Origin of the sequence: Candidatus Pelagibacter sp. HIMB1509, from assembly GCF_052047855.1 — a bacterium.
Classification (GTDB): domain Bacteria; phylum Pseudomonadota; class Alphaproteobacteria; order Pelagibacterales; family Pelagibacteraceae; genus Pelagibacter.
Map to the genome: position 1 here is coordinate 1,293,011 of NZ_JBNAIU010000001.1, position 20,077 is coordinate 1,313,087.

Here is a 20,077-nt window from a genome sequence, read left to right on the forward strand (position 1 = left end):
AAAAATGTACAATTCAGTAATAGCTGGTTACTCCAGATCACCTTTTGCAATGGCAAATAAAGGGAAATTAATAGATGTAAAACCAGTTAATCTACTAGCTGAAGTAATTAAAAATCTTGTTTCACAATCAAAAATTAATCCAAAAGAAATTGATGATGTTGTTGTTGGCTGCGCTTTTCAGGTTGGTGAACAATGTTTTAATATTGGAAGATTAGTAACTTTTTTATCAGATCTAGATATGAGAGTTCCTGGCATGTCTGTAGATAGATGGTGTGGATCTTCAATGGAGGCAATTCATATAGCAGCAGGAAAAATAGCAATGGGATCAGGTAAGATATTTATTTGTGGAGGTGTTGAAAGCATGACAAGAGTTAGAACTGGCTTTGATCCTTTACCCTACCCATATTCTGATGAAGCAAAACAAAATCCACATTTATATTTATCAATGGGAATTACTGCTGAGAATGTTGCAAAAAAATACAATATTTCAAGAACAGAGCAACAAGAGTTCTCATTAGAAAGTCATAGAAAAGCAAATGAATCCCAACAAAAAAATAAATTTAAAAGTGAAATTACTAAGATAGGTGATTGTGAAACTGACGAAAATATTAGACCCAATAGTACAATGGAAAAACTAGATAGTTTAAAGTTAGTATTTGATCAAAATGGAACTGTCACAGCTGCAACTTCATCTCCCCTAACTGATGGAGCTGCTGCAACTCTAATATGTGAAGAAAACTTTGCTAAGGAAAATGGTTTAGAAATTCTTGGTAGAATAAAATCTACTGCTGTTGAAGGATGTGATCCAAACTATATGGGGTTAGGACCAATTTCGGCGACTAAAAAAGCTTTGGAAAGAGCTAAACTTTCAATAAAAGACATTGATATTGTGGAGTTAAATGAAGCTTTTGCATCTCAATCACTAGCTTGTATCAAAGATTTAGGAATAGATATTAATAAAGTAAATTTAGATGGGGGTGCAATTGCCTTAGGACATCCTTTGGGAGCGACAGGTGCAAGGATTACAGGAAAAGCTGCACAACTTTTAAATAGAGAAAATAAAAAGTACGCTCTTGCTACTCAATGTATTGGTTTAGGAATGGGGATTGCAACAATAATAGAAGCAGTTTAATTATCTATTAATTCCTCTTAATCTTTCAGATCTTCTTCTTAATAGTTCTGCACTAATTAGTATTAAAGTCGAAAGAATAATTAAACATGTTGCAACAGCTAAAATTGTTGGACTAAGCTGCTCTCTTAAACCAGTCCACATTTGTACTGGAATTGTAGTGTTTTCTAAACCAGCAAGAAATAAAACTACAACTACTTCATCAAATGAAGTTACAAATGCAAATAAACCTCCTGAAATTACACCTGGTAAAATTAAAGGAAGAGTAATTTTCATGAAAGTGTTTACGGGGTTGCTTCCTAAACTAGCAGCCGCTCTTGTTACACTATGATCAAATCCTGATAATGTTGCTGTTACAGTGATTACAACAAATGGAGTTCCTAGAATTATATGAGCAAAAACTATTCCTGTATGTGTTGCTGCTAAACCAACTTTTGCCATGAAAAAAAATATTGCAACACCTGATATAATTAAAGGAACAATCATTGGTGAAATTAAAGTAGCCATTATAATTCCCTTATAAGGCATGTGCCTACTGCTTAGACCTAACGCAGCCAGTGTCCCAAGTATTATCGATCCTATTGTTGCAAATACTGCTATTATAAAACTATTTTTTGCAGCTAGTCCCCATGGGTTTTTAGTTCCATAGACCATATCTTTATACCATCTTAGAGAAAAGGCATCAGGATCAAGATTTTTCATTCCTTCAGAAAAAACTAAAAATTCTTCAGCATTAAAAGATAATGGAAATATTACAAATAAAGGCGCAACTAAAAAGAAAAATACAAAAGCACAAATAGCTAAGTAAACATAATGCCAAATTCTATAACGAGTTTCTGTATAACTTGGTAATGCCATATTTATCCTAATTTAATATTATCTACTCCAACTAGTTTATTATAAATCCAATACACAACTAAAACTCCAGTTAACAACATCAATCCCATTGCAGATGCAAAGCTCCAATCTAAAGTTGTTTTCATATGATATGCGATCTGGTTACTTATCAAAGTACCTGAGGCACCTCCTACTAATGCCGGGGTAATGTAATATCCAATTGCCAAGATAAATACTAATAAACATCCAGCTCCTATGCCTGGGATAGTTAATGGGAAATAAACTTTCCAAAAAGCAACAAAAGGTGTTCCTCCTAAAGATTTTCCAGCTCTCATTAAACTTGGAGAGATTGTTTTCATGACACTGTAAAGTGGAAGAACCATGAAAGGTAATAATATTTGTGTCATTGCCACATAAGTTCCAACTTTATTATACATCATCTCTGGTCTGTTATCGTCAGCAACCAACCCTATCATGACAAAAAAATCATTAACGACTCCTTGTTGCTGTAACAAAATCATCCAACTTGCAGTTCGAACTAGCAGTGAAGTCCAGAATGGAAGAAGAACACAAATCATCAAAAGATTTGAATACTTCATTGGCAATGTTGCTAATAAATGAGCAATGGGATAACCCATTAAAAAACAGAATAGAGTTACAAAAAAGGCAATTTCTAAAGTTCTTAACCATAAGATCCTATGAATTCTTCTATCTTCATCAACCTGAGCAATACTTCCATCAGCAGCAAAATACATATCCATACCCTTTAGATATTTAGCTAATGTATAAGGTGGAGCTGTTCTTTTTATTGCCTGCCAATACTCAACGTTACCCCAGTTCTTATGAACCTTTATCATTTGTTCTTTGAAACTAGCGGTTTCGTCTATTTTTTTTCTTTTAATATTTCTGAAAAGTCTTTTCGTTGTTGAGTTAAAACCATTTTTCTCTTTATTTAATCTTTGCCCAAGTTTTCCATGCTGCTGGTTTTCAACTAAAACCTTATAATCATAATAAAAACTCTCAAACACTTCCTCTGATGGTAATTCTTTTCCATCCCATGATTCCATAGATTTAAATGTCTTTGGAAGCATATTTGTGATCATTTTGTCATCAATACTTCTGGTAAACATTTCACCAATTGGAAAAATGTAAGTAATTACTAAAAATAAAAGTAGAGGAGCTACTAGAAGAAAAGCTTTAATCTTATTCTTCCGTTCAGCTTTTTTTAAACTGACTTCAAGTGGAATTCCATCAGTTGTTAAAATTTGTTTATTTTCAGAGCTCATAAAAAAATAGGGCGGTTAGTTAATAACCGCCCTAAATATATTATATAAATTCAGTGATTAAAACTGAAATTATAGGCCTGCTTTGAAAGCTTCCCACTTCTCACCAATCTCTGTTCCATAGTCAGCCCAGAAGAATGGGTCTACTAAGAAATAGTTTTTAGTATTTTGTGGAGCAGTTGGCATTTGAGGCATCATTTCTGTTTTACCATCTTTGTACCATGGCTCACCAGCAGAGATTACATCAAGAGAAGATTTTCTCCATGGAGCGTATGCAATGTACTTCGCGCTACCAGCTAACATCTCAGTGTTAGTCATCATAGCTAAAGCTTTCATAGCATTCTCTTGATCTGGACCACCATCAACAAGCGCGAAATACTCATAGTCAAGACCTTGAGCGTCCCATACTTGTTTAATTGGAGCACCTTCACCAACTTCAGCATTGAAGAATCTTCCGTTCCAACCAGTTGCCATTACAACTTCACCAGCAACTAATAATTCAGGTGGTTGAGCACCTGCAGACCAGAATACACATCCACCATTTGGATCTGTACATAGTTTTTTAATTTTATTTAACGCTCTGTCGATTCCACCGTCTTCTAGAAGTTTTCTGTAAACTCTAGTTCCTCCGTCACCTAACTTCACGCCATCCGCAGCTAAAGCAATTTCTAAATTAGTTAAAGCACTAGTGTAGATTGCTCTTTTTCCTGGGAATTTTTTAGTGTTAAAGAAATCTTTAATTGATTTAGGCTCTTTACCACCAAATGCTCTTGTATCAAAAGCATAGTTCCAAGAATATAAGATGTTTCCTACAGCACATTCACTTGGCATTCCTGTGAAGAAATCTTCACTTGCAGGAGTTCCATCTGGTGCAGCTGGGAAGTCTTTGTCAAAATCAAATTTAACAAATAAACCTTCATCACATCCGTTAATTGTATCGAATGCAAACAAGTCTATGATATCCCAAGTAATAGCACCTGCTTCTTTTTGTGCTTTAATTTCTGATAAACCACCAGAGTAGTCAACCCAGTTGATATCTACTCCAAGTGCCTTAGCAGTTGGATCACCATACCCTAGCTTTTGAGACTCAGTATAAGCTCCACCCCAAGATGCAATAGTAACTGCAAATGCTGATGAAGTTATTGAAAGAGCAAAAGAAAGAGCAAGTAATAATTTACTTAATTTTTTCATTTTTCCTCCGTTTAAACGTTAATATAAATTAATTTATATATAGAAAGTACACCAAAATGAGTAAGTGAAGTCAACAGCTCATTTTATCTTATAATGATTTGGGTTTTTTAATTGATGCTATTTTGGATCTAAAGCTCTAGCATCGACACTATTCCAGCCAATATTGATATCCTCTTTTACTTTTAGCTCAAGGTTGGAAGTGCTGTTTGGCACTTTTAAAATAAACTCAGAACTACCAAGTAAGTCTAGTCTAACTCTTGTGTGATCACCATGGTAAATAACTTCTTCAATTTTTCCAGTGAACATATTATCCATTTTATCAGTTGGATTAATTAATGCTCTTTCTGGTCTTAAAGATACTGTAGTTTTTTCACCTTTTGATTTTACCGAAATAGGGTTAGCTAAAATTTCTGCATTACCTAATTTAACTTTACATGTGTCTTTATCTATATCAGAGACCTCACCATTAAATGTATTATTTTCACCAATAAATTCAGCAACAAAAGAGTTTACTGGTTTCTCATATAGTTCTGCTGGATCAGATAACTGTTGAACTTTGCCATCATTAAATACAGCTATTCTATTTGACATAGTAAGAGCTTCACTTTGATCATGTGTAACATAAACAACTGTTACACCAATGCTTTCATGAATGTGTTTAATTTCATACTGCATGCTCTCTCTTAAATTTTTATCTAAAGCACCAAGTGGCTCATCCATTAAAACAACAGCAGGATCAAACACAAGTGCTCTTGCAACAGCAACCCTTTGTTGTTGTCCTCCAGAAAGTTGTGCTGGCATTCTAGATTCAAATCCATTTAAAGAAACCATTGATAGAGCTTTGTCTACTTTTTTATCAATTTCATCTTTTTCAACTTTTCTTACTCTTAAAGGAAAGGCTAAATTTTCATAAACTGTCATGTGAGGAAACAGTGCATAATTTTGGAACACCATTCCAATTCCTCTTTTGTGAGGTGGAATGTTTGAAATAATATTTCCGTCTAATAAAATTTCTCCATTAGTTGGAGTTTCAAATCCAGCTAACATCATTAGACAAGTAGTTTTACCTGAACCAGATGGTCCAAGCATCGTTATAAATTCACCTTCAGCAATATCTAATTGAAGATCTTTAACGACTAGTACTTTACCGTCATAACTTTTGTCTACTTTATCAAATTTTACGAATTCTGGATTTTTAGACATAAAATTGATTATTAAACATTTGTGAAAGTAGATTTCAATAGTAAATTAACTCTTAATATGAAGCTCTTTTGGAAAATTACAAAATAACTCTGAACCGTTTTCTGTAACCCTGATAGCCTCAGACGCTTCAACACCCCAGTCACCAAATTGCATTACAGCAATCATATGAAAACAAACATTAGGTTCAAGAACTGTCTTATCACCTTTATATATATTAAGAGTATGTTCTCCCCAATCAGGAGGGTAACCAATTCCTATTGAATAACCAGTTCTTGATCTTTTTTCGATACCGTATTTGTCAAGTATTTTCCAAAAAGCTTGAGCAACTTCATCTACCGTATTTCCTGCTTTAATTGCACTAATAGCAGAGTTTAAGGCCTCAATAGTTTTATTCATCGTATCAATTTTTAATTGATTAGGTTTTCCAAGTAACACTGTTCTAGCCATAGGAGCGTGATATCTTTTATAAACTCCAGAAAGCTCAATAATTGTCGCTTCTCCTTCAACAAACTTATCTTGAGTAGCAGTCAAATGCGAAGCAGAAGTGCCTTTTCCTGTTGGAAGAAGAGTTGCAATACTTGAATATTCACCACCAAATTCCTCTGTTCCATAAAAAAGTGCTTTTTGAATTTCACCAACTGCATCACACTGCCTTACACCAGGTTTAATAACTTCCATTGCAGTTTTCATTCCTTGTTCTGAAATTTTTGCAGCAGATTTCATGTAATTTATTTCTGCATCAGATTTTGTAAATCTTGCCCAATTCACCAATCGATCACTGTCTTTGATTTTGGCATTTGGCAAACCTTGTTTTATTTTTTCATAACAAAAAGCTGTAAAATAGTGAGCATCCATTTCTAAGCCGATTGATAGATTGTCCCATTTTCTCTCTTTGATAATTTCGACTAGTCTATCGTAAGGATGTTTTGGCCAAGTGTGAATGTACTCTTCATCATAAACTAAAATATTTTCATCTTTTAAATAAGTTTTTATGTAAGCTCCTCCTGCATCTTGAGCTCTAACAAAACATAATGGCTCATCAGCATTTACATGAACAATAGCGCATTGAGCATAATAAAAAGACCAAGCGTCATAACCAGTTAGATAATATAAATTATTTGTGTCATGAGAAATTAAAAGTTCGATGCCTTTTTCTTGCATCATTTTTTGAACTTTTTTTAATCTTTGTTTATATTCTTCTTTAGTAAATGACATTAGTTTGCCTCAAATAGTTTTCCAAATCCCTCAACAGAGTTATTTTTATTTATTTTTACAAGTGTATCCCAAATTAATGCTTGATTACTAGATAAAACTACTGTGTTTAATTTTTTTTCAAGCTTATCAATAATTGGCAACACAGGTAGTGCTGTACATGAAACAAATAAAGCCTCTGCCCCATTTAAATCAATTTTAGATAATACTTCATATAAGTAATCTTGATCTACTTTACCAATGTCATAATCAGCTTCGATATCAAAGTAAGAATTAGAGGTAATTTCAAATCCCTCTGTTTTAAAATAATCTAAAACCTCATCATTTAGTTTTTTACTATAAGGTGTGAACAAAGAAATTTTATTTATATTTAATTTTTTTAAAGCTTTAATTGCTGCAGTGCTAGGCGTTGTAACATCAGCCATTGGTTTTGCTGCTTTTACTTTTTGTTCAATAGAATTATATCCAGCTGCAATGGTCCCAGAGGTACAACCATAAACAACGCAATCTATATCTTGATCTGGTAAAATATCTTTTGCAACCTCAGTTACTTTATTAGACATTTTAATCAGATTTTCTCGAGTTAATGGATTGTAACACTCGATACGATTAACAAAAAAATCAATTTCTCTGTCTTTTATGACATTAATGAAATCTCTCTCAATCATAAAATCACTTGCAAGAGCTATTAAGCCGACTCTTGGATTTGATTTACTAATGTATTTCGGATCTATTTTTGTTGAATTCATATTTTAAAAGATGAATATATCAGAAGTTCTTTAATAATCATTAATATTAAATTAACGAGATGAATTTAAAAGATACCTTCATTGCATCACTGGTTCCAATTTTTTTAGGCTTTGGTTTTGTCATTGCAAAACCAGCATTCGAGTCTTTTCCACCAATTTTATTAATGGGTTTAAGATTTATATTTGCAGCATCAATTTTAGTCTGGTGGTTTCCAATACCAAGAGGATATTTATTAAAAATATTCATAGCATCTTTAATAGCTAATACTTTGCAATACAGTATTACTTACTCTGGTTTAGACTTGATAGATGCATCTTCTGCAGTTTTATTGGTTCAAATGGAGGTACCATTTGGAGTTATTTTTGCTTACTTTATGCTTAAAGAGAAACCAACAGTTAGAGCTTTAATTGGTATTGGTATAGCGTTTATCGGTGTTTATGTTTTAACTGGCTCACCAAATTTAGATGGAAAAATTATTGGTATTGGATTGACGATACTAGGCTCTGCCATTTGGGCTCTTGGGCAAGTAATGGTGAAACCTTTAAGTAAAGAAATTAATCCTTTGGCATTGGTTGCTTGGATGGCATTATTTTCTGGTCCAATTTTAATATTACTATCAGCAATCATTGATGGAAATACTATAAATTATATAACTAATGCAAAAATTGATCATTGGATAATTGCAATCTACATTGGTTTTATAATGCAGCCTGTAACATATGGTTGCTTTTATTATGTCATAAAAAATAATCCTATTTATAAAGTTCTGCCTATTGTAACCATGGGAATACCTCCAACAGGATTGTTGGCTGCGATCTTTCTTTTAGGAGAAAAGCCGACAAAAGAACTATTTATTGGTGGAGTAATAATAATAGTTGGTGTGATATTAATAGTTTTTACAAAAAATAAAAAAGAAGAGGTAAAATAATGAAGATAGGTTTTATTGGTCTAGGAAATGTAGGTGCTAAACTTGCAGGAAGTTTACAAAGAAATGGATTTGACTTAACAGTAAGAGACGTAGACCAAAATTTAACAGATCAATTCAAAAATTTAGGTGCAAAAGTTGCAAACTCTGGAAAAGAACTTGCAGAACAAGTTGATCTTGTAATTACCTCTTTGCCATCTCTAAAAGTAAGTGCAGAAGTTATGGAAGCTGAAGATGGAGTACTTCAAGGCCTTTCTGAAAATAAAATCTGGCTTGAAATGAGTACTACTGATGAAGCTGAGGTAAAGAGAATTGGAGAAAAAGTTCTTGCAAAAAATGCTATAGCTTTAGATGGCCCAGTAAGTGGTGGTTGTCATAGAGCTGCAACAGGAAATATTGCAATTTTTGTAGGTGGTGAGAGAAAAGCATTTGAAAAAATTTTACCTGTCTTAACAGTCATGGGTAGAAAGGTGTTACATACTGGTGAATTAGGTACAGCAAGTACTCTTAAAGTAATTACAAATTATTTAGCTTCAGTACATTTAGTTGCTTTAGGAGAAGCTTGGACAGTTGCAAAAAAATCTAACCTAGATCTTGAAAAAACATTCAAAGGAATTGCTGCATCATCAGGAAATTCATTTGTTCACGAAACAGAAAGTCAGGTAATTTTAAATGGATCTTATAATATAAATTTTACAATGGATTTAGTTTTAAAAGACACAGGCTTATTTGATGATCTGGCCAAAAAATTAAATGCTCCACTAGAGATATCTCCAAAAGTTGTTGAAATATTTAAAGATGGACAAAAAAAATATGGGTCTAGGGCGTGGTCTTCTATGATTGTAAAAAGGATGGAAGATTTAAATAATATTGATTTTAGAGCTAAAGGTTTTCCAGAAGAATTAGTTGATAATGAGCCTGAGGAAAAAGGATATGAAATCTAAATAGTATGCTAAAATAATATCATGTTAGATAAAAGAAAATTTTATATTGATGGTGAATGGGTAGATCCAATTAAAAAAAATGACTTTGATGTTATCAATCCATGCAATGAAGATCCTTGTGCAGTAATTTCTCTAGGGTCTACAAAAGATACAAATAGAGCAGTAAAAGCTGCAAAAACAGCATTTGAAACTTGGAAAGAAACCTCAAAAGAGGAACGAATTAAATTATTAGAAAAATTATTAACTATTTATAAAAAAAGATTTAATGAAATGGCAGAAGCTATTTCATTGGAAATGGGTGCTCCAATGGATTGGTCGACTGGTGTTCAAACCGCATCAGGAAGAGATCATTTAGAGGATTTTATATTAAGACTTAAAAATTTTAACTTCGAAGAACATTTTGATGAAAAATCAAATAACCATATTTGTTATGAACCAATTGGTGTTTGTGGATTAATAACTCCATGGAATTGGCCAATAAATCAAATCACCCTTAAAGTTGCTCCAGCATTTGCAACTGGTTGTACAATGATTTTAAAACCCTCAGAAATTGCTCCGTTATCAGGAATGTTGTTTGCTGAAATGATCCATGAAGCTGGTTTTCCTAAAGGAGTTTTTAATTTAGTAAATGGTGATGGTGCTGGAGTTGGATCAGACATTTCAAGCCATCCTGATATTGATATGGTTTCTTTTACTGGTTCAACAAAAGCTGGAAAGTTAATTTCTAAAAATGCCGCTGATACAATTAAAAGAGTTTGTCTTGAACTAGGTGGTAAAGGAGGAAATATTGTTTTTGCTGACAGTTATAAAGATGCAGTGAGAGATGGTATCAGAAATGTAATGAGTAATTCAGGACAATCTTGTGATGCGCCTACAAGAATGTTGGTTGAAAAATCTATTTATGAAAGAGCAGTAAAAGAAGCTGTTGATGAAGCAAATAAACTTAAAGTTGATCAAGCAACTAAAAAAGGGAATCACATTGGTCCTGTAATTTCAAAAGTTCAGTACGATAAAATTATAAATCTTATTGAAAGTGGAATTTCTGAGGGAGCAACTTTGGCTGCTGGAGGACCAGAATTGCCAAGTGGTTTAAATAAAGGATATTTTATTAAACCAACTATTTTTACAGATGTTACGAATGAGATGAGAATTGCAAAGGAAGAAATCTTTGGGCCTGTTTTATCAATTATTCCGTTTGATACTGAAGATGAAGCAGTGAAAATTGTAAACGATACTTCTTATGGTTTAGGAAATTATCTTCAAACTGATGATAAAGAAAAAGCACATAGAGTTGCAAAAAAATTAAGATCAGGATGTGTCTATATAAACGGTAATGCAGCTGATGTTGGAACTCCTTTTGGTGGTTACAGGCAATCTGGAAATGGTAGAGAAGGAGGAGTTTGGGGATTGGAAGAATTTTTAGAAGTAAAAAATGTTACAGGTTGGAAATAAATTTTAGAACCATTGAACTTTATTGTTTTCACATACCCTTTTTAATTTGTTTGGAAAATCAGTTATTATACCATCAACTCCATACTTGATCATTCTTAACATTTCTCTCTCACTGTTTACTGTCCAAACATTTACACCCAGGCCTAAATCATGAGCCATTTCTACATTCTGTTTAGTGACATCTCTATAAAATGGACACCAAACATGGCCTCCTTGTTTTTTTACTATTTTGGGTATCTCAAAAACATTAAATTCTTGTTTAGTATTAAGCCATGGAGAGTTTGGAAATACAGTCTTGGGTTTTGTTTTTAAATTAGTATGCAAACTAATATGACCTCTTAAAACATCTGGCATTTGTAGTTTACATTCTTTTAAAATTCTCCAGTCAAATGAGGATATTAAAATTTTTTCAAAATAATCATATTTTGACAATGCTTTCTTAATAATACTGATCATATCTTTTGGACTTGGAGTTAAATTTTTCTCTTCAGGTGTTGATTTTATTTCTAAATTTATGAACATATTTTCTTTAGGATATTTTTTTATAAGATCAAATAACTCATCTAATTTGATGATCTTTTGATTTTTAATTGATTTCTGATCTTTAAATCTTTTTCCATAAGATGTTGTTTTATCTAATGTACCAATATCGTAGTCTAATATTTCCTGGAAATTTAAATCATATATTTTAATTTTTTTATTTTTTATCCAGTCTCCATTTTGATCTTTAGTGAAGTAAGGATTGAGATAAAAATCATGAGCAATTAATGGTATTTTATCTCTTGATATCAGCACATCTGTTTCAAACGCAAAAAAATTATTATCAAAAATATATTTAAAACCTGATAAGGAATTTTCAGGCATATCACCTCTCGCTCCTCTATGACCATATATTTTAATGTAGTTTGGTTTTGAGAGTATCAATTCAATCAATCCTATTTTGATTTGTCGAGCTGAATAAATGTATTTTAGACTCTTCTATGTCTAATCCTATCTCCTCACCAGAAACATCTTTATCAAGAATGCCAGGCACACTAACAACAACTACTTCATTAGAGGATTTAATTCTGCAATGTACAAGAGTGTTGGAACCTATCAATTCTATAAATTCTACGTTTACTTTAAGTTTTCCATTAGTATTTATAATTAAGTGCTCTGGCCTTATTCCAAAAAAAACTTCTCCTTGATGTGAAGAGTTTATATTTAATTTAAAGTCAGCAATTTTTACTTCACCGTTCTTAACTGTACCATTCAATATATTCATTGCTGGGCTTCCAATAAATTGTGCAGTAAATAATGTTTGTGGTTTTTGATAAACATCTAACGGTGTTCCAATATGTTCAACATTTCCTTCATTCATCACGATCATCTTGTCTGCTAGTGTCATTGCCTCTACCTGATCATGAGTAACATATAAAGAGGTTACATTTAATTTTCTTTGAAGTTTTTTAATTTCCAATCTCATTTGAACTCTCAATTTAGCATCTAAGTTTGATAAAGGCTCATCAAAGAGAAAGACATCTGGTTTTCTTACTATTGCTCTTCCCATAGCAACTCTTTGCCTTTGACCACCTGATAATTGATTTGGTTTTCTTTCTAGTAGATCACTTAATTCTAAAATTTCAGCAGCTTCATTTACTCTTGAAATAATCTCATCTTTGGGTGTTTTTTGAATTTTTAAACCATATGACATATTTTCAAAAACCGTCATATGTGGATAGAGAGCATAATTTTGAAATACCATTGCGATGTTTCTTTCCATTGGCTCAAGATCATTCATTCTTTTTTCATTAATTATTATTTCCCCACTGTTGATCTCCTCTAGACCAGCAATCATTCTTAATAGAGTTGATTTCCCGCATCCTGATGGCCCAACTATAACTATCAATTCTCCATTTTTGATATCAGCACTTAAATCATGTATGACGTTGTTCTTCCCATATGATTTTTTTATATTTTGTAAATTTATCTTAGCCATATCTTTTATTTTTCACTTTCTAACAAACCTCTAACAAAGAATCTTTGCATAGTTATAACTATTAAAACTGGAGGTACCATTGCCAGAATTGAGGTGGCCATTATTGTAGGCCAATGACCAAAGTCGTCACCACCTGGTATCATTTGATTAATACCCATCACAATCGTATTCATATTTGGATCAGTTGTCATTAATAGAGGCCATAAATACTGGTTCCATCCATATATAAATAAAATAACAAATAAAGCTGCAATATTTGTTCTACTTATAGGTACTAAGATATCTATGAAAAACTTCATAGGTTTCGCTCCATCCATTCTAGCAGCTTCAACCATCTCGTTTGGTATGGTCATGAAAAATTGTCTAAATAAAAAAGTCGCTGTAGCTGATGCTATTAATGGAAATATTAATCCTGCATAACTATTTAATAGATTCAATTTCGCTGCAATCTCATACGTAGGCACGATCCTTACTTCTACAGGTAGCATCAATGTTAAAAAAATTAACCAAAAGAAAAATTTTCTCCCGGGAAATCTAAAATAAACTATTGCAAATGCTGAGAGTAAAGAAATTGTAATTTTTCCTATAGTAATTCCAAGTGCCATTACCGCTGAATTAAACAACATTCTTAAAACTGGAATATTTTTTTCATATCCTTCTGCTGATTTCTCAGTTAAAGCATAGGTATAATTTTCAATAAAATTAGAACCAGGTAAAAGTGGGAGTGGTGGTTGAATGATATCTTGTTGTGTAACTGTCGAAGCAACAAAAGTTAGCCAAACTGGAAAGAAAATAAAAGCAATTCCTATAATCAAACCTAGGTGAGACATGAAATATCCTTTTTTATTTCTTTCAATCATCAGTAATGAACTTTTCTTTCTATGTATTTAAACTGAATAACAGTTAACAAACCAACAACTACTAATAAGATAACAGATTGTGCTGCACTAGATCCTAAATCTTGACCAACAAAACCATCTGAATAGACTTTATAAACTAAAGTTGTGGTTGATTGTTCAGGCCCCCCAGATGTAATAGTGTGAATTACACCAAATGTTTCAAAAAAGGCATAAACGATGTTAACAACTAATAAAAAAAACGTAATTGGTGATAACAAAGGAAACACAATTGTTCTAAATCTTTTCCAAAAACTTGCTCCATCAATTGCTGCTGCTTCTATGATTGATTTTGGAATTGCCTGTAATCCTGCAAGAAAGAACAGAAAATTATAGCTTATTCTTCCCCATGTCGAAGCTAATACAACTAATCCCATTGCCTCTTCACTATTTAAAGCATGGTTCCAATCGTAACCTAATAAACCTAAATACCAAGAGACAACACCAACTCTACTTGAAAATAAAAACATCCACAACACACCTGCAACAGCAGGAGCTACTGCGTATGGCCAAATTAAAAGTGTTTTATAAACCCCAGCACCTTTAAAAATTCTATCAGCTAATAATGCAAAATATAAACCAAGTCCCATTGATAGAACAGAGACACTTGTGGAAAAGAAAATTGTAGTTACAAAACTTGATAAATAATAACTGTCACCAAATAAAAATAAAAAATTTTCTAACCCAACAAATTCTGAACTTAATCCAAATGGATCAGGTAGATATAATGAATTTGAAATAGCCTGCCCTGCAGGATAGAAAAAAAATATTATAGAAATTATTAATTGTGGTGAAATTAATAATAAAGGTAACAACCATCCTCTAAAAAAAACTTTTTTTTCCATATGAAAAATCTGGGGGTGGATAACCCCCAGATAGATTAAACTAATTACTTATTAGCTTTTTCAAATCTTCTTAGAAGAGCATCTCCTCTTTTAACAGCACTATCCATAGCTACTTGAGCTGATTTGCTACCAGTCCAAATTGCTTCTAACTCTTCATCGATAATACCTCTGATTTGATCAAAAGAACCAAGTCTCAAACCTTTTGAGTTATCTGTTGGTGCTTTTGCCATCATTTGTTTTCCAGCAATATCCGTACCAGGATTTGCATTGTAAAAACCATCTGCAGCTGTCTTTTCACTTGCTGCAATTGTGATTGGCAAATAACCAGTATCTTGGTGCCATTTAGCTTGGATATCAGTTCCTGATAGGAAATTAATAAAAGCTGCTACACCTTTATACTCGTCTGCAGAGTGACCAGACATTACCCATAATGATGATCCTCCAATGATAGTATTCTGAGGAGCTTTTGTTCCTGCATGATAAGGCAAAGGTCTGATTTCAAAATCAAATTGAGCTTCTTTTTTTATACCAGCATATCCAGCAGAACTTTCTGTAAAGAACATACACTCACCTGCTCTAAAGTTTGCTCCACCTTCGTTTCTTCTTCCAGCATAAAAGAATTTACCCTCTTTAGCCCAGTTACCCATCATTTCTAAATGCTTAACGTGTAATGCACTATTGAAAGATAGAGATGTGTCTAAACCTGCAAATCCATTTGCTTTACTTGCAAAAGCAACATTATGGTAAGCAGAAAAGTTTTCTAAATGTATCCAACTTTGCCAAGCAGTAGTAAGACCACAAGAAGTTCCTGCTGACTTTGCTTTATCAAGTGCCATACCAACATCTGACCAAGTAGCAAGACTCATGTTTGGATCTAATCCTGCTTTTTTCATCAAATCTCTGTTAACCCATAAAACTGGAGTTGAAGAGTTGTACGGTAATGAAAGCATTTTACCATCTGTTGTAGTGTAATAACCTTTAACAGGTGGAATGTATGCATCAGGATTAAAATCTAAGCCAGACTCAGCCATTACTTCGTAAACTGGTTTGATTGCACCTTTTGCAGCCATCATAGTTGCAGTTCCAACTTCAAAAACCATAAGTAAATGTGGTTGTTGCTTTGCTCTGAATGCAGCAATACCAGCATTTAAAGTCTCTGAGTAATTACCTTTTCTAGTATGAATTACTTCATAATTATTTTGACTTGCATTAAATTTTTGAACTTGCTCGTCCAAAAGTTCTCCTAGTCTTCCACCAAATGCATGCCACCACTCAATTTGAGTTTTTGCAAACACAGAGGTAGTAGAAAGCATTAGGAAAATACTAAATTGAATAAATATTTTTTTGATATTCATTTTTTCCCTCTCGTTGTTTTTTTATAAAGACTACAAAAAAATTTTAAAGAATTCCAAAATTTATTTAGAGTTATCCAGTGTGTGGCAAATTTTAATTTTAATTTCTACTTCAGGTTTAATTGCTCTTTAAATATTTTAATCTTCCTATAATTTCATCACGATCCATGTAATATCCTTGGAGATGTCTGTGACCAGAATTTGGATCAAATTCAGTTCTCCCATGAAGCAATCTTCTATTGTTGAAAGTAAATATATCTCCTGGCCCTAATCTAAATTTAATTTGAAATTTATCATCGTGTAATAAATTTCCAAATCGATGATGAGCTTTATAAACTTTGTCCATTAAATCAGGATGGCAATCTAAGGCATCCATAGTTGCAACACTAAATCTAATGTCGTGATAATCATTATCTTTAGTTAAAGAAATTGCTGGCGCATAATAACTTCTTACTGACTCTTGTGTATAATCCATATCTCGAAATTTGAGGTGAACATTAACTAGTGTATCAAAGATTTCCTTTTCATTTTTTCTTAAATAATCTGCAACTGCAAATCCATCTACAGCTGAAGAATCTCCACCATTTGCAGAATTAACCAGGCAGTGAAGGAATTGATAACCTGGAGGTGTTTCAAACCAAGGTAAATCCATATGATTTCTCAAAGCATGTGCTGTATAAGCAGAATTGTTTGGTTTTGGAATATTAATTACCTCAAATGGAGTTTTAAAAAAAGTTTCTCTAGTATGACTAATTCTATTTAAAACTTTAAATCCAGAGTTCTTATCTGTCGGTGCATTTTTTACAATTGCAATTCCAGTATGATGCAAAAGTTCCAACCATTTAATTAAGCCTTCATCTGAATTAACGATTTCATCATGATCAATTTCTACAGATTTTAAATGATCTTGAAGAGAATTATCCCAAAGCTTGTAGGGTGATTTGTATTCCAAATTGTTTTTAATTGTATAACAATTATCTCTCAGCCATTTTTGATCATAATAACTAACATGATCTCCCTCACTCCACTCAATTTGGAGTTTACCATCATTGTTTAAAGAAAATTTTTTAGGATTTATATCTTTAGATACTTTGAGAATGTTAAACATTCTATGACGAGAAATTTTATCGTGTGCTGTAGGACAATTATCTCTTAACCACAAATAATTAAACTTACTTTTTTTTCCATCACTCCAATCAACTTCTAAATTAGTAGAATTTTTAGTTATATTTTCAATTTTATAATTTTGTTCCATCAACTTTTATAATTTGAATTTTCACGATCTAATTTTCTTAATAATGCAGCCCACTCTGTTTTTCCATCATAATTATAATCATCTGAACTACTCATATTATCCCAAAAATAAGCAGCTTTTTGTTTGTCTATTTCATGTTTATTTAATCCCATAGATAAGTTTTTAACTTGAACAGTACATGCTTGTTCTAAATAATATGCTCTAAAAAAAGCTTCTGCAGCAGTTTTACCTACAGTGTAGTATCCATGATTTCTTGTAATTAAAATATCATGCTTCCCTATAAGGTTTTCAAATTTTTTTCCAAAATCTTTATCCTCAACAAATTCGTAATCGATATATCCAATTAAATGATTTAAATAGACTGCTGCTTGTGAAAGATGCATCAAACCTTCTTTAGTTCCTCCAACTGCCATAACATCATTAGCATGTCCGTGAACATAAAAGTTAACATCAGAACGTGAATTAAAAATCCATTGTGCAAGATTGATACAACCATCATTTAACCATGGTCCATCTGAATTTATTTTTCTACCATCTTTATCAATCTTTACTAAAGATGATGCTGTAATCTCTTCATAAAACATTCCATAAGGATGAACAAAAGAACAATCTTTATCTTCAGCTGATCTAGCTCCAGCACATTGATTAGCTAAATCTGTCATCCCATACATGTGTAAAATTCTATAAAGAGCAGATAGTTCGCATCGAATATCTTGATCTGATTTGGTCATAAATTAAATGATTATTTAAATGACTAACAAAATCAAACAAAATCGAATTTATAAAAATCAATTATCAGTTGTATAGAAATTGTTTTACATTATGCTCTATGAACTGTTAGAACTTAATTGATGTCAAAAATTGAAATCAACAACGTATATAAAATCTTTGGTAATAATCCAAAATCAGTGCTTCCAATGGTCAAGGAAGGTTCAACTAAAGATGAAATATTAGAAAAAACTGGGCACACAGTTGGATTAGATAATGTTTCTCTTAAAATTGAAGAAGGTGAAACGTTTGTTTGCATGGGTCTTTCGGGCTCAGGAAAATCTACATTAATTAGACATTTAAATAGACTTATAGATCCAACTGATGGTGAAATTTTGGTTGAGGGCACAAATGTGATGTCGCTTGATAAAGAAAAGCTAATTGAGTTTAGAAGACACAAAATGAGTATGGTCTTCCAAAGGTTTGGTTTATTCCCGCACAAAACAGTCTTGCAAAATGTTGGATATGGTTTGGAAATGCAAGGTAAGTCCGAAGATGAGAGAAATAAAATCTCAATGGAAAAAATTGATGCTGTTGGATTAAATGGATTTGAAAATCAATATCCAAATCAATTATCTGGAGGAATGCAACAGCGAGTTGGTTTGGCAAGAGCATTAGCAACAGATACGGATATAATGTTGATGGATGAAGCTTTTAGTGCTCTAGATCCACTAATAAGAAGTGATATGCAAAAACAACTTATTGATCTTCAATCAGAATTAAAAAAAACAATTGTATTTATTACTCATGATCTTGATGAGTCATTGAGATTAGGTGACCATATTGGAATTTTAAATTCAGGAAAATTAGTACAGGTTGGAACACCAGAAGAAATTATAATGAATCCTGCAGATGATTACGTAAAAGCTTTTGTTAAAGATGTGAATAGAGCAAAAGTAATCAAAGCAAAAATAATTATGAAAAATTTAAATGATTCTGAAAATATAGATAAATCAAACGTTATTAAAGTAAATGAAGATCAATTTATTGAAGAATTTTTACCTCAAATAGTTTGTTCAGACTCAAATTGTGAAGTAGTTGATAAGAACGGTAATATTAAGGGTTATATTACTAATCAAGAATTACAGTCTTCTTTAACTAAATCTTAAAATAATATTATTTAGCAAATCTTTTATATTTTGGAAGTTTGTCATTGATTTGATAAAAATCTGACTTTGAACCTACAAATATATTTCTAAAAGTTTTTAGTTTTGTTTTACCATCAAACATTCCTGCGGAAATTGAAACATTGTCAGATTTATCAACTTTAAAAAATATACTTGCCCCACATTTATTGCAAAAACCTCTCTTGGAATTCTTAGATGACTTAAACCACTTTAAAGTAGTTTTGTTTAAAAATTTTAGTTCTTTGTCTTTAATATTTGTATAGGCTCCAAATACACCATGAGTTTTTCTGCATTGCACACAATGGCAATTAGATACACTTCTTAGTTTATTAAGTGTTTTAAACTTTACACCTTTGCATAAACAACTGGCTGTTAATACTTTTTTCATAAAAATCTTATTATATGATATTAATATTAAATTAAAAAATTAAATGTCAGTTTTTCTTAAAAGCTTCAATATCAAAAAGAACTGGGTCGATTATAACAATCATATGAACATGGCTTATTATGTTTTGATATTTGATGAAGCATGGGAAGTAGCACTTGAAAAATTTAAAATGGGAGCAAGTGCAGCAAAAAATCTAAATAGAAGCACTATGGTTGTCGAGACAAACACTAAATATCTTAATGAGGTCAAAGAAGGAGAATCCGTCGATATAAACCTTACTTATTTTGACCATGATAAAAAACGATTACATTTAAAAATGGAAATGATTGCAAAAGAGACAAAAAAAATCTCGGCATCAATGGAATGGATATCTCTATATATTGATCTAAGCAAAAGAAAGGTAACAGAATTCGAAGAAGAAAAGTTGAAGTTGATGGCTGCTTTTGTAAAGGAAAATGAAGCTGAATTTTCAAGTGAAAATCTTTTGTTCTATTCAAAACTGAAGAAATAATTAAATATTATTCATTATCTTATTTTGGTAT

General features: G+C 32.0%; 20 protein-coding genes. 6 read left to right on the top strand and 14 right to left on the bottom strand.

Translation table 11 applies throughout. From position 1 onward, the window contains the following. Positions 1 to 4 precede the first annotated feature (4 nt). Entirely contained in the window at positions 5 to 1,132 is a 1,128-nt protein-coding gene (locus ACTTBO_RS06980; RefSeq protein ID WP_440656987.1) for a thiolase family protein, read from the top strand. On the opposite strand, the gene ACTTBO_RS06985 is transcribed toward ACTTBO_RS06980, so the two are convergent. The 6 genes from ACTTBO_RS06985 to ACTTBO_RS07010 form a co-directional block, all read right to left on the bottom strand. Next, positions 1,133 to 1,987, bottom strand: coding sequence for an ABC transporter permease (locus ACTTBO_RS06985; protein ID WP_440656988.1), 855 nt, complete (start codon positions 1,985 to 1,987; stop codon positions 1,133 to 1,135). It lies immediately after the preceding gene. A gap of 2 nt (positions 1,988 to 1,989) precedes the next feature. Then, positions 1,990 to 3,252 carry an ABC transporter permease gene (locus ACTTBO_RS06990; RefSeq protein WP_440656991.1) on the bottom strand — a complete coding sequence of 421 codons (1,263 nt, stop codon included), beginning with the start codon at positions 3,250 to 3,252 and terminating at the stop codon, positions 1,990 to 1,992. A gap of 69 nt (positions 3,253 to 3,321) precedes the next feature. Beyond that, positions 3,322 to 4,440 (bottom strand): extracellular solute-binding protein, encoded by a 1,119-nt coding sequence (locus ACTTBO_RS06995; RefSeq protein ID WP_440656992.1) that lies wholly within the window; start codon positions 4,438 to 4,440, stop codon positions 3,322 to 3,324. Positions 4,441 to 4,557: 117 nt separating this feature from the next. Then, positions 4,558 to 5,643 carry an ABC transporter ATP-binding protein gene (locus ACTTBO_RS07000; protein ID WP_440656994.1) on the bottom strand — a complete coding sequence of 362 codons (1,086 nt, stop codon included), beginning with the start codon at positions 5,641 to 5,643 and terminating at the stop codon, positions 4,558 to 4,560. Positions 5,644 to 5,688: 45 nt separating this feature from the next. Next, positions 5,689 to 6,858: a M24 family metallopeptidase gene (locus ACTTBO_RS07005; protein ID WP_440656996.1), complete on the bottom strand. Its 1,170-nt coding sequence runs from the start codon at positions 6,856 to 6,858 to the stop codon at positions 5,689 to 5,691. Next, positions 6,858 to 7,604, bottom strand: coding sequence for a maleate cis-trans isomerase family protein (locus tag ACTTBO_RS07010; protein WP_440634335.1), 747 nt, complete (start codon positions 7,602 to 7,604; stop codon positions 6,858 to 6,860). The genes ACTTBO_RS07005 and ACTTBO_RS07010 overlap by 1 nt, the downstream gene beginning before the upstream one ends. Positions 7,605 to 7,663: 59 nt before the next feature. Here ACTTBO_RS07010 and ACTTBO_RS07015 point away from each other — a divergent pair, with 59 nt between their 5' ends. Genes ACTTBO_RS07015 through ACTTBO_RS07025 form a run of 3 tightly spaced genes read left to right on the top strand, consistent with a single transcriptional unit; the run spans position 7,664 to position 10,926 of the window. Further along, positions 7,664 to 8,533 carry a DMT family transporter gene (locus ACTTBO_RS07015; protein WP_440656998.1) on the top strand — a complete coding sequence of 290 codons (870 nt, stop codon included), beginning with the start codon at positions 7,664 to 7,666 and terminating at the stop codon, positions 8,531 to 8,533. After that, the gene (locus ACTTBO_RS07020; protein WP_440657000.1) at positions 8,533 to 9,474 is read left to right on the top strand and encodes an NAD(P)-dependent oxidoreductase; all 942 of its coding nucleotides are present in this window, start codon (positions 8,533 to 8,535) and stop codon (positions 9,472 to 9,474) included. The genes ACTTBO_RS07015 and ACTTBO_RS07020 overlap by 1 nt, the downstream gene beginning before the upstream one ends. Positions 9,475 to 9,495: 21 nt before the next feature. Then, positions 9,496 to 10,926, top strand: a complete 1,431-nt coding sequence (locus ACTTBO_RS07025) for an aldehyde dehydrogenase family protein (protein ID WP_440657002.1) — start codon at positions 9,496 to 9,498, stop codon at positions 10,924 to 10,926. Between the two features lie 3 nt (positions 10,927 to 10,929). On the opposite strand, the gene ACTTBO_RS07030 is transcribed toward ACTTBO_RS07025, so the two are convergent. From ACTTBO_RS07030 to ACTTBO_RS07060, 7 genes are all read right to left on the bottom strand, one after another. After that, a complete protein-coding gene (locus ACTTBO_RS07030; RefSeq protein ID WP_440657004.1) occupies positions 10,930 to 11,850 on the bottom strand; it encodes a glycerophosphodiester phosphodiesterase family protein in 921 nt (306 codons plus the stop codon). Position 11,851: 1 nt separating this feature from the next. Then, entirely contained in the window at positions 11,852 to 12,904 is a 1,053-nt protein-coding gene (locus ACTTBO_RS07035) for an ABC transporter ATP-binding protein (protein ID WP_440657006.1), read from the bottom strand. A gap of 5 nt (positions 12,905 to 12,909) precedes the next feature. Continuing rightward, positions 12,910 to 13,764: a sn-glycerol-3-phosphate ABC transporter permease UgpE gene (gene ugpE, locus ACTTBO_RS07040; RefSeq protein WP_440657008.1), complete on the bottom strand. Its 855-nt coding sequence runs from the start codon at positions 13,762 to 13,764 to the stop codon at positions 12,910 to 12,912. Continuing rightward, positions 13,764 to 14,645: a sn-glycerol-3-phosphate ABC transporter permease UgpA gene (gene ugpA, locus ACTTBO_RS07045; protein ID WP_440657010.1), complete on the bottom strand. Its 882-nt coding sequence runs from the start codon at positions 14,643 to 14,645 to the stop codon at positions 13,764 to 13,766. Before ugpA ends, ugpE begins: the two co-directional genes overlap by 1 nt. Before the next feature lie 44 nt (positions 14,646 to 14,689). After that, positions 14,690 to 16,000 carry a sn-glycerol-3-phosphate ABC transporter substrate-binding protein UgpB gene (gene ugpB, locus ACTTBO_RS07050; RefSeq protein WP_440657011.1) on the bottom strand — a complete coding sequence of 437 codons (1,311 nt, stop codon included), beginning with the start codon at positions 15,998 to 16,000 and terminating at the stop codon, positions 14,690 to 14,692. 115 nt (positions 16,001 to 16,115) lie between these two features. Then, positions 16,116 to 17,252, bottom strand: a complete 1,137-nt coding sequence (locus ACTTBO_RS07055) for a TauD/TfdA family dioxygenase (RefSeq protein WP_440657013.1) — start codon at positions 17,250 to 17,252, stop codon at positions 16,116 to 16,118. Then, the gene (locus ACTTBO_RS07060) at positions 17,252 to 17,983 is read right to left on the bottom strand and encodes a class II aldolase/adducin family protein (RefSeq protein ID WP_440657015.1); all 732 of its coding nucleotides are present in this window, start codon (positions 17,981 to 17,983) and stop codon (positions 17,252 to 17,254) included. Before ACTTBO_RS07060 ends, ACTTBO_RS07055 begins: the two co-directional genes overlap by 1 nt. Before the next feature lie 120 nt (positions 17,984 to 18,103). Between ACTTBO_RS07060 and ACTTBO_RS07065 the strand changes: the two genes are divergently transcribed. After that, positions 18,104 to 19,129, top strand: coding sequence for a quaternary amine ABC transporter ATP-binding protein (locus ACTTBO_RS07065; RefSeq protein WP_440633659.1), 1,026 nt, complete (start codon positions 18,104 to 18,106; stop codon positions 19,127 to 19,129). 7 nt (positions 19,130 to 19,136) lie between these two features. Here the strand turns inward: ACTTBO_RS07065 and ACTTBO_RS07070 are convergent, their stop codons facing one another. Next, positions 19,137 to 19,535, bottom strand: coding sequence for a GFA family protein (locus ACTTBO_RS07070; RefSeq protein WP_440618122.1), 399 nt, complete (start codon positions 19,533 to 19,535; stop codon positions 19,137 to 19,139). A 43-nt stretch (positions 19,536 to 19,578) separates the two neighbouring features. Between ACTTBO_RS07070 and ACTTBO_RS07075 the strand changes: the two genes are divergently transcribed. Then, positions 19,579 to 20,046 (top strand): thioesterase family protein, encoded by a 468-nt coding sequence (locus ACTTBO_RS07075; protein WP_440657017.1) that lies wholly within the window; start codon positions 19,579 to 19,581, stop codon positions 20,044 to 20,046. Positions 20,047 to 20,077: the final 31 nt, after the last annotated feature.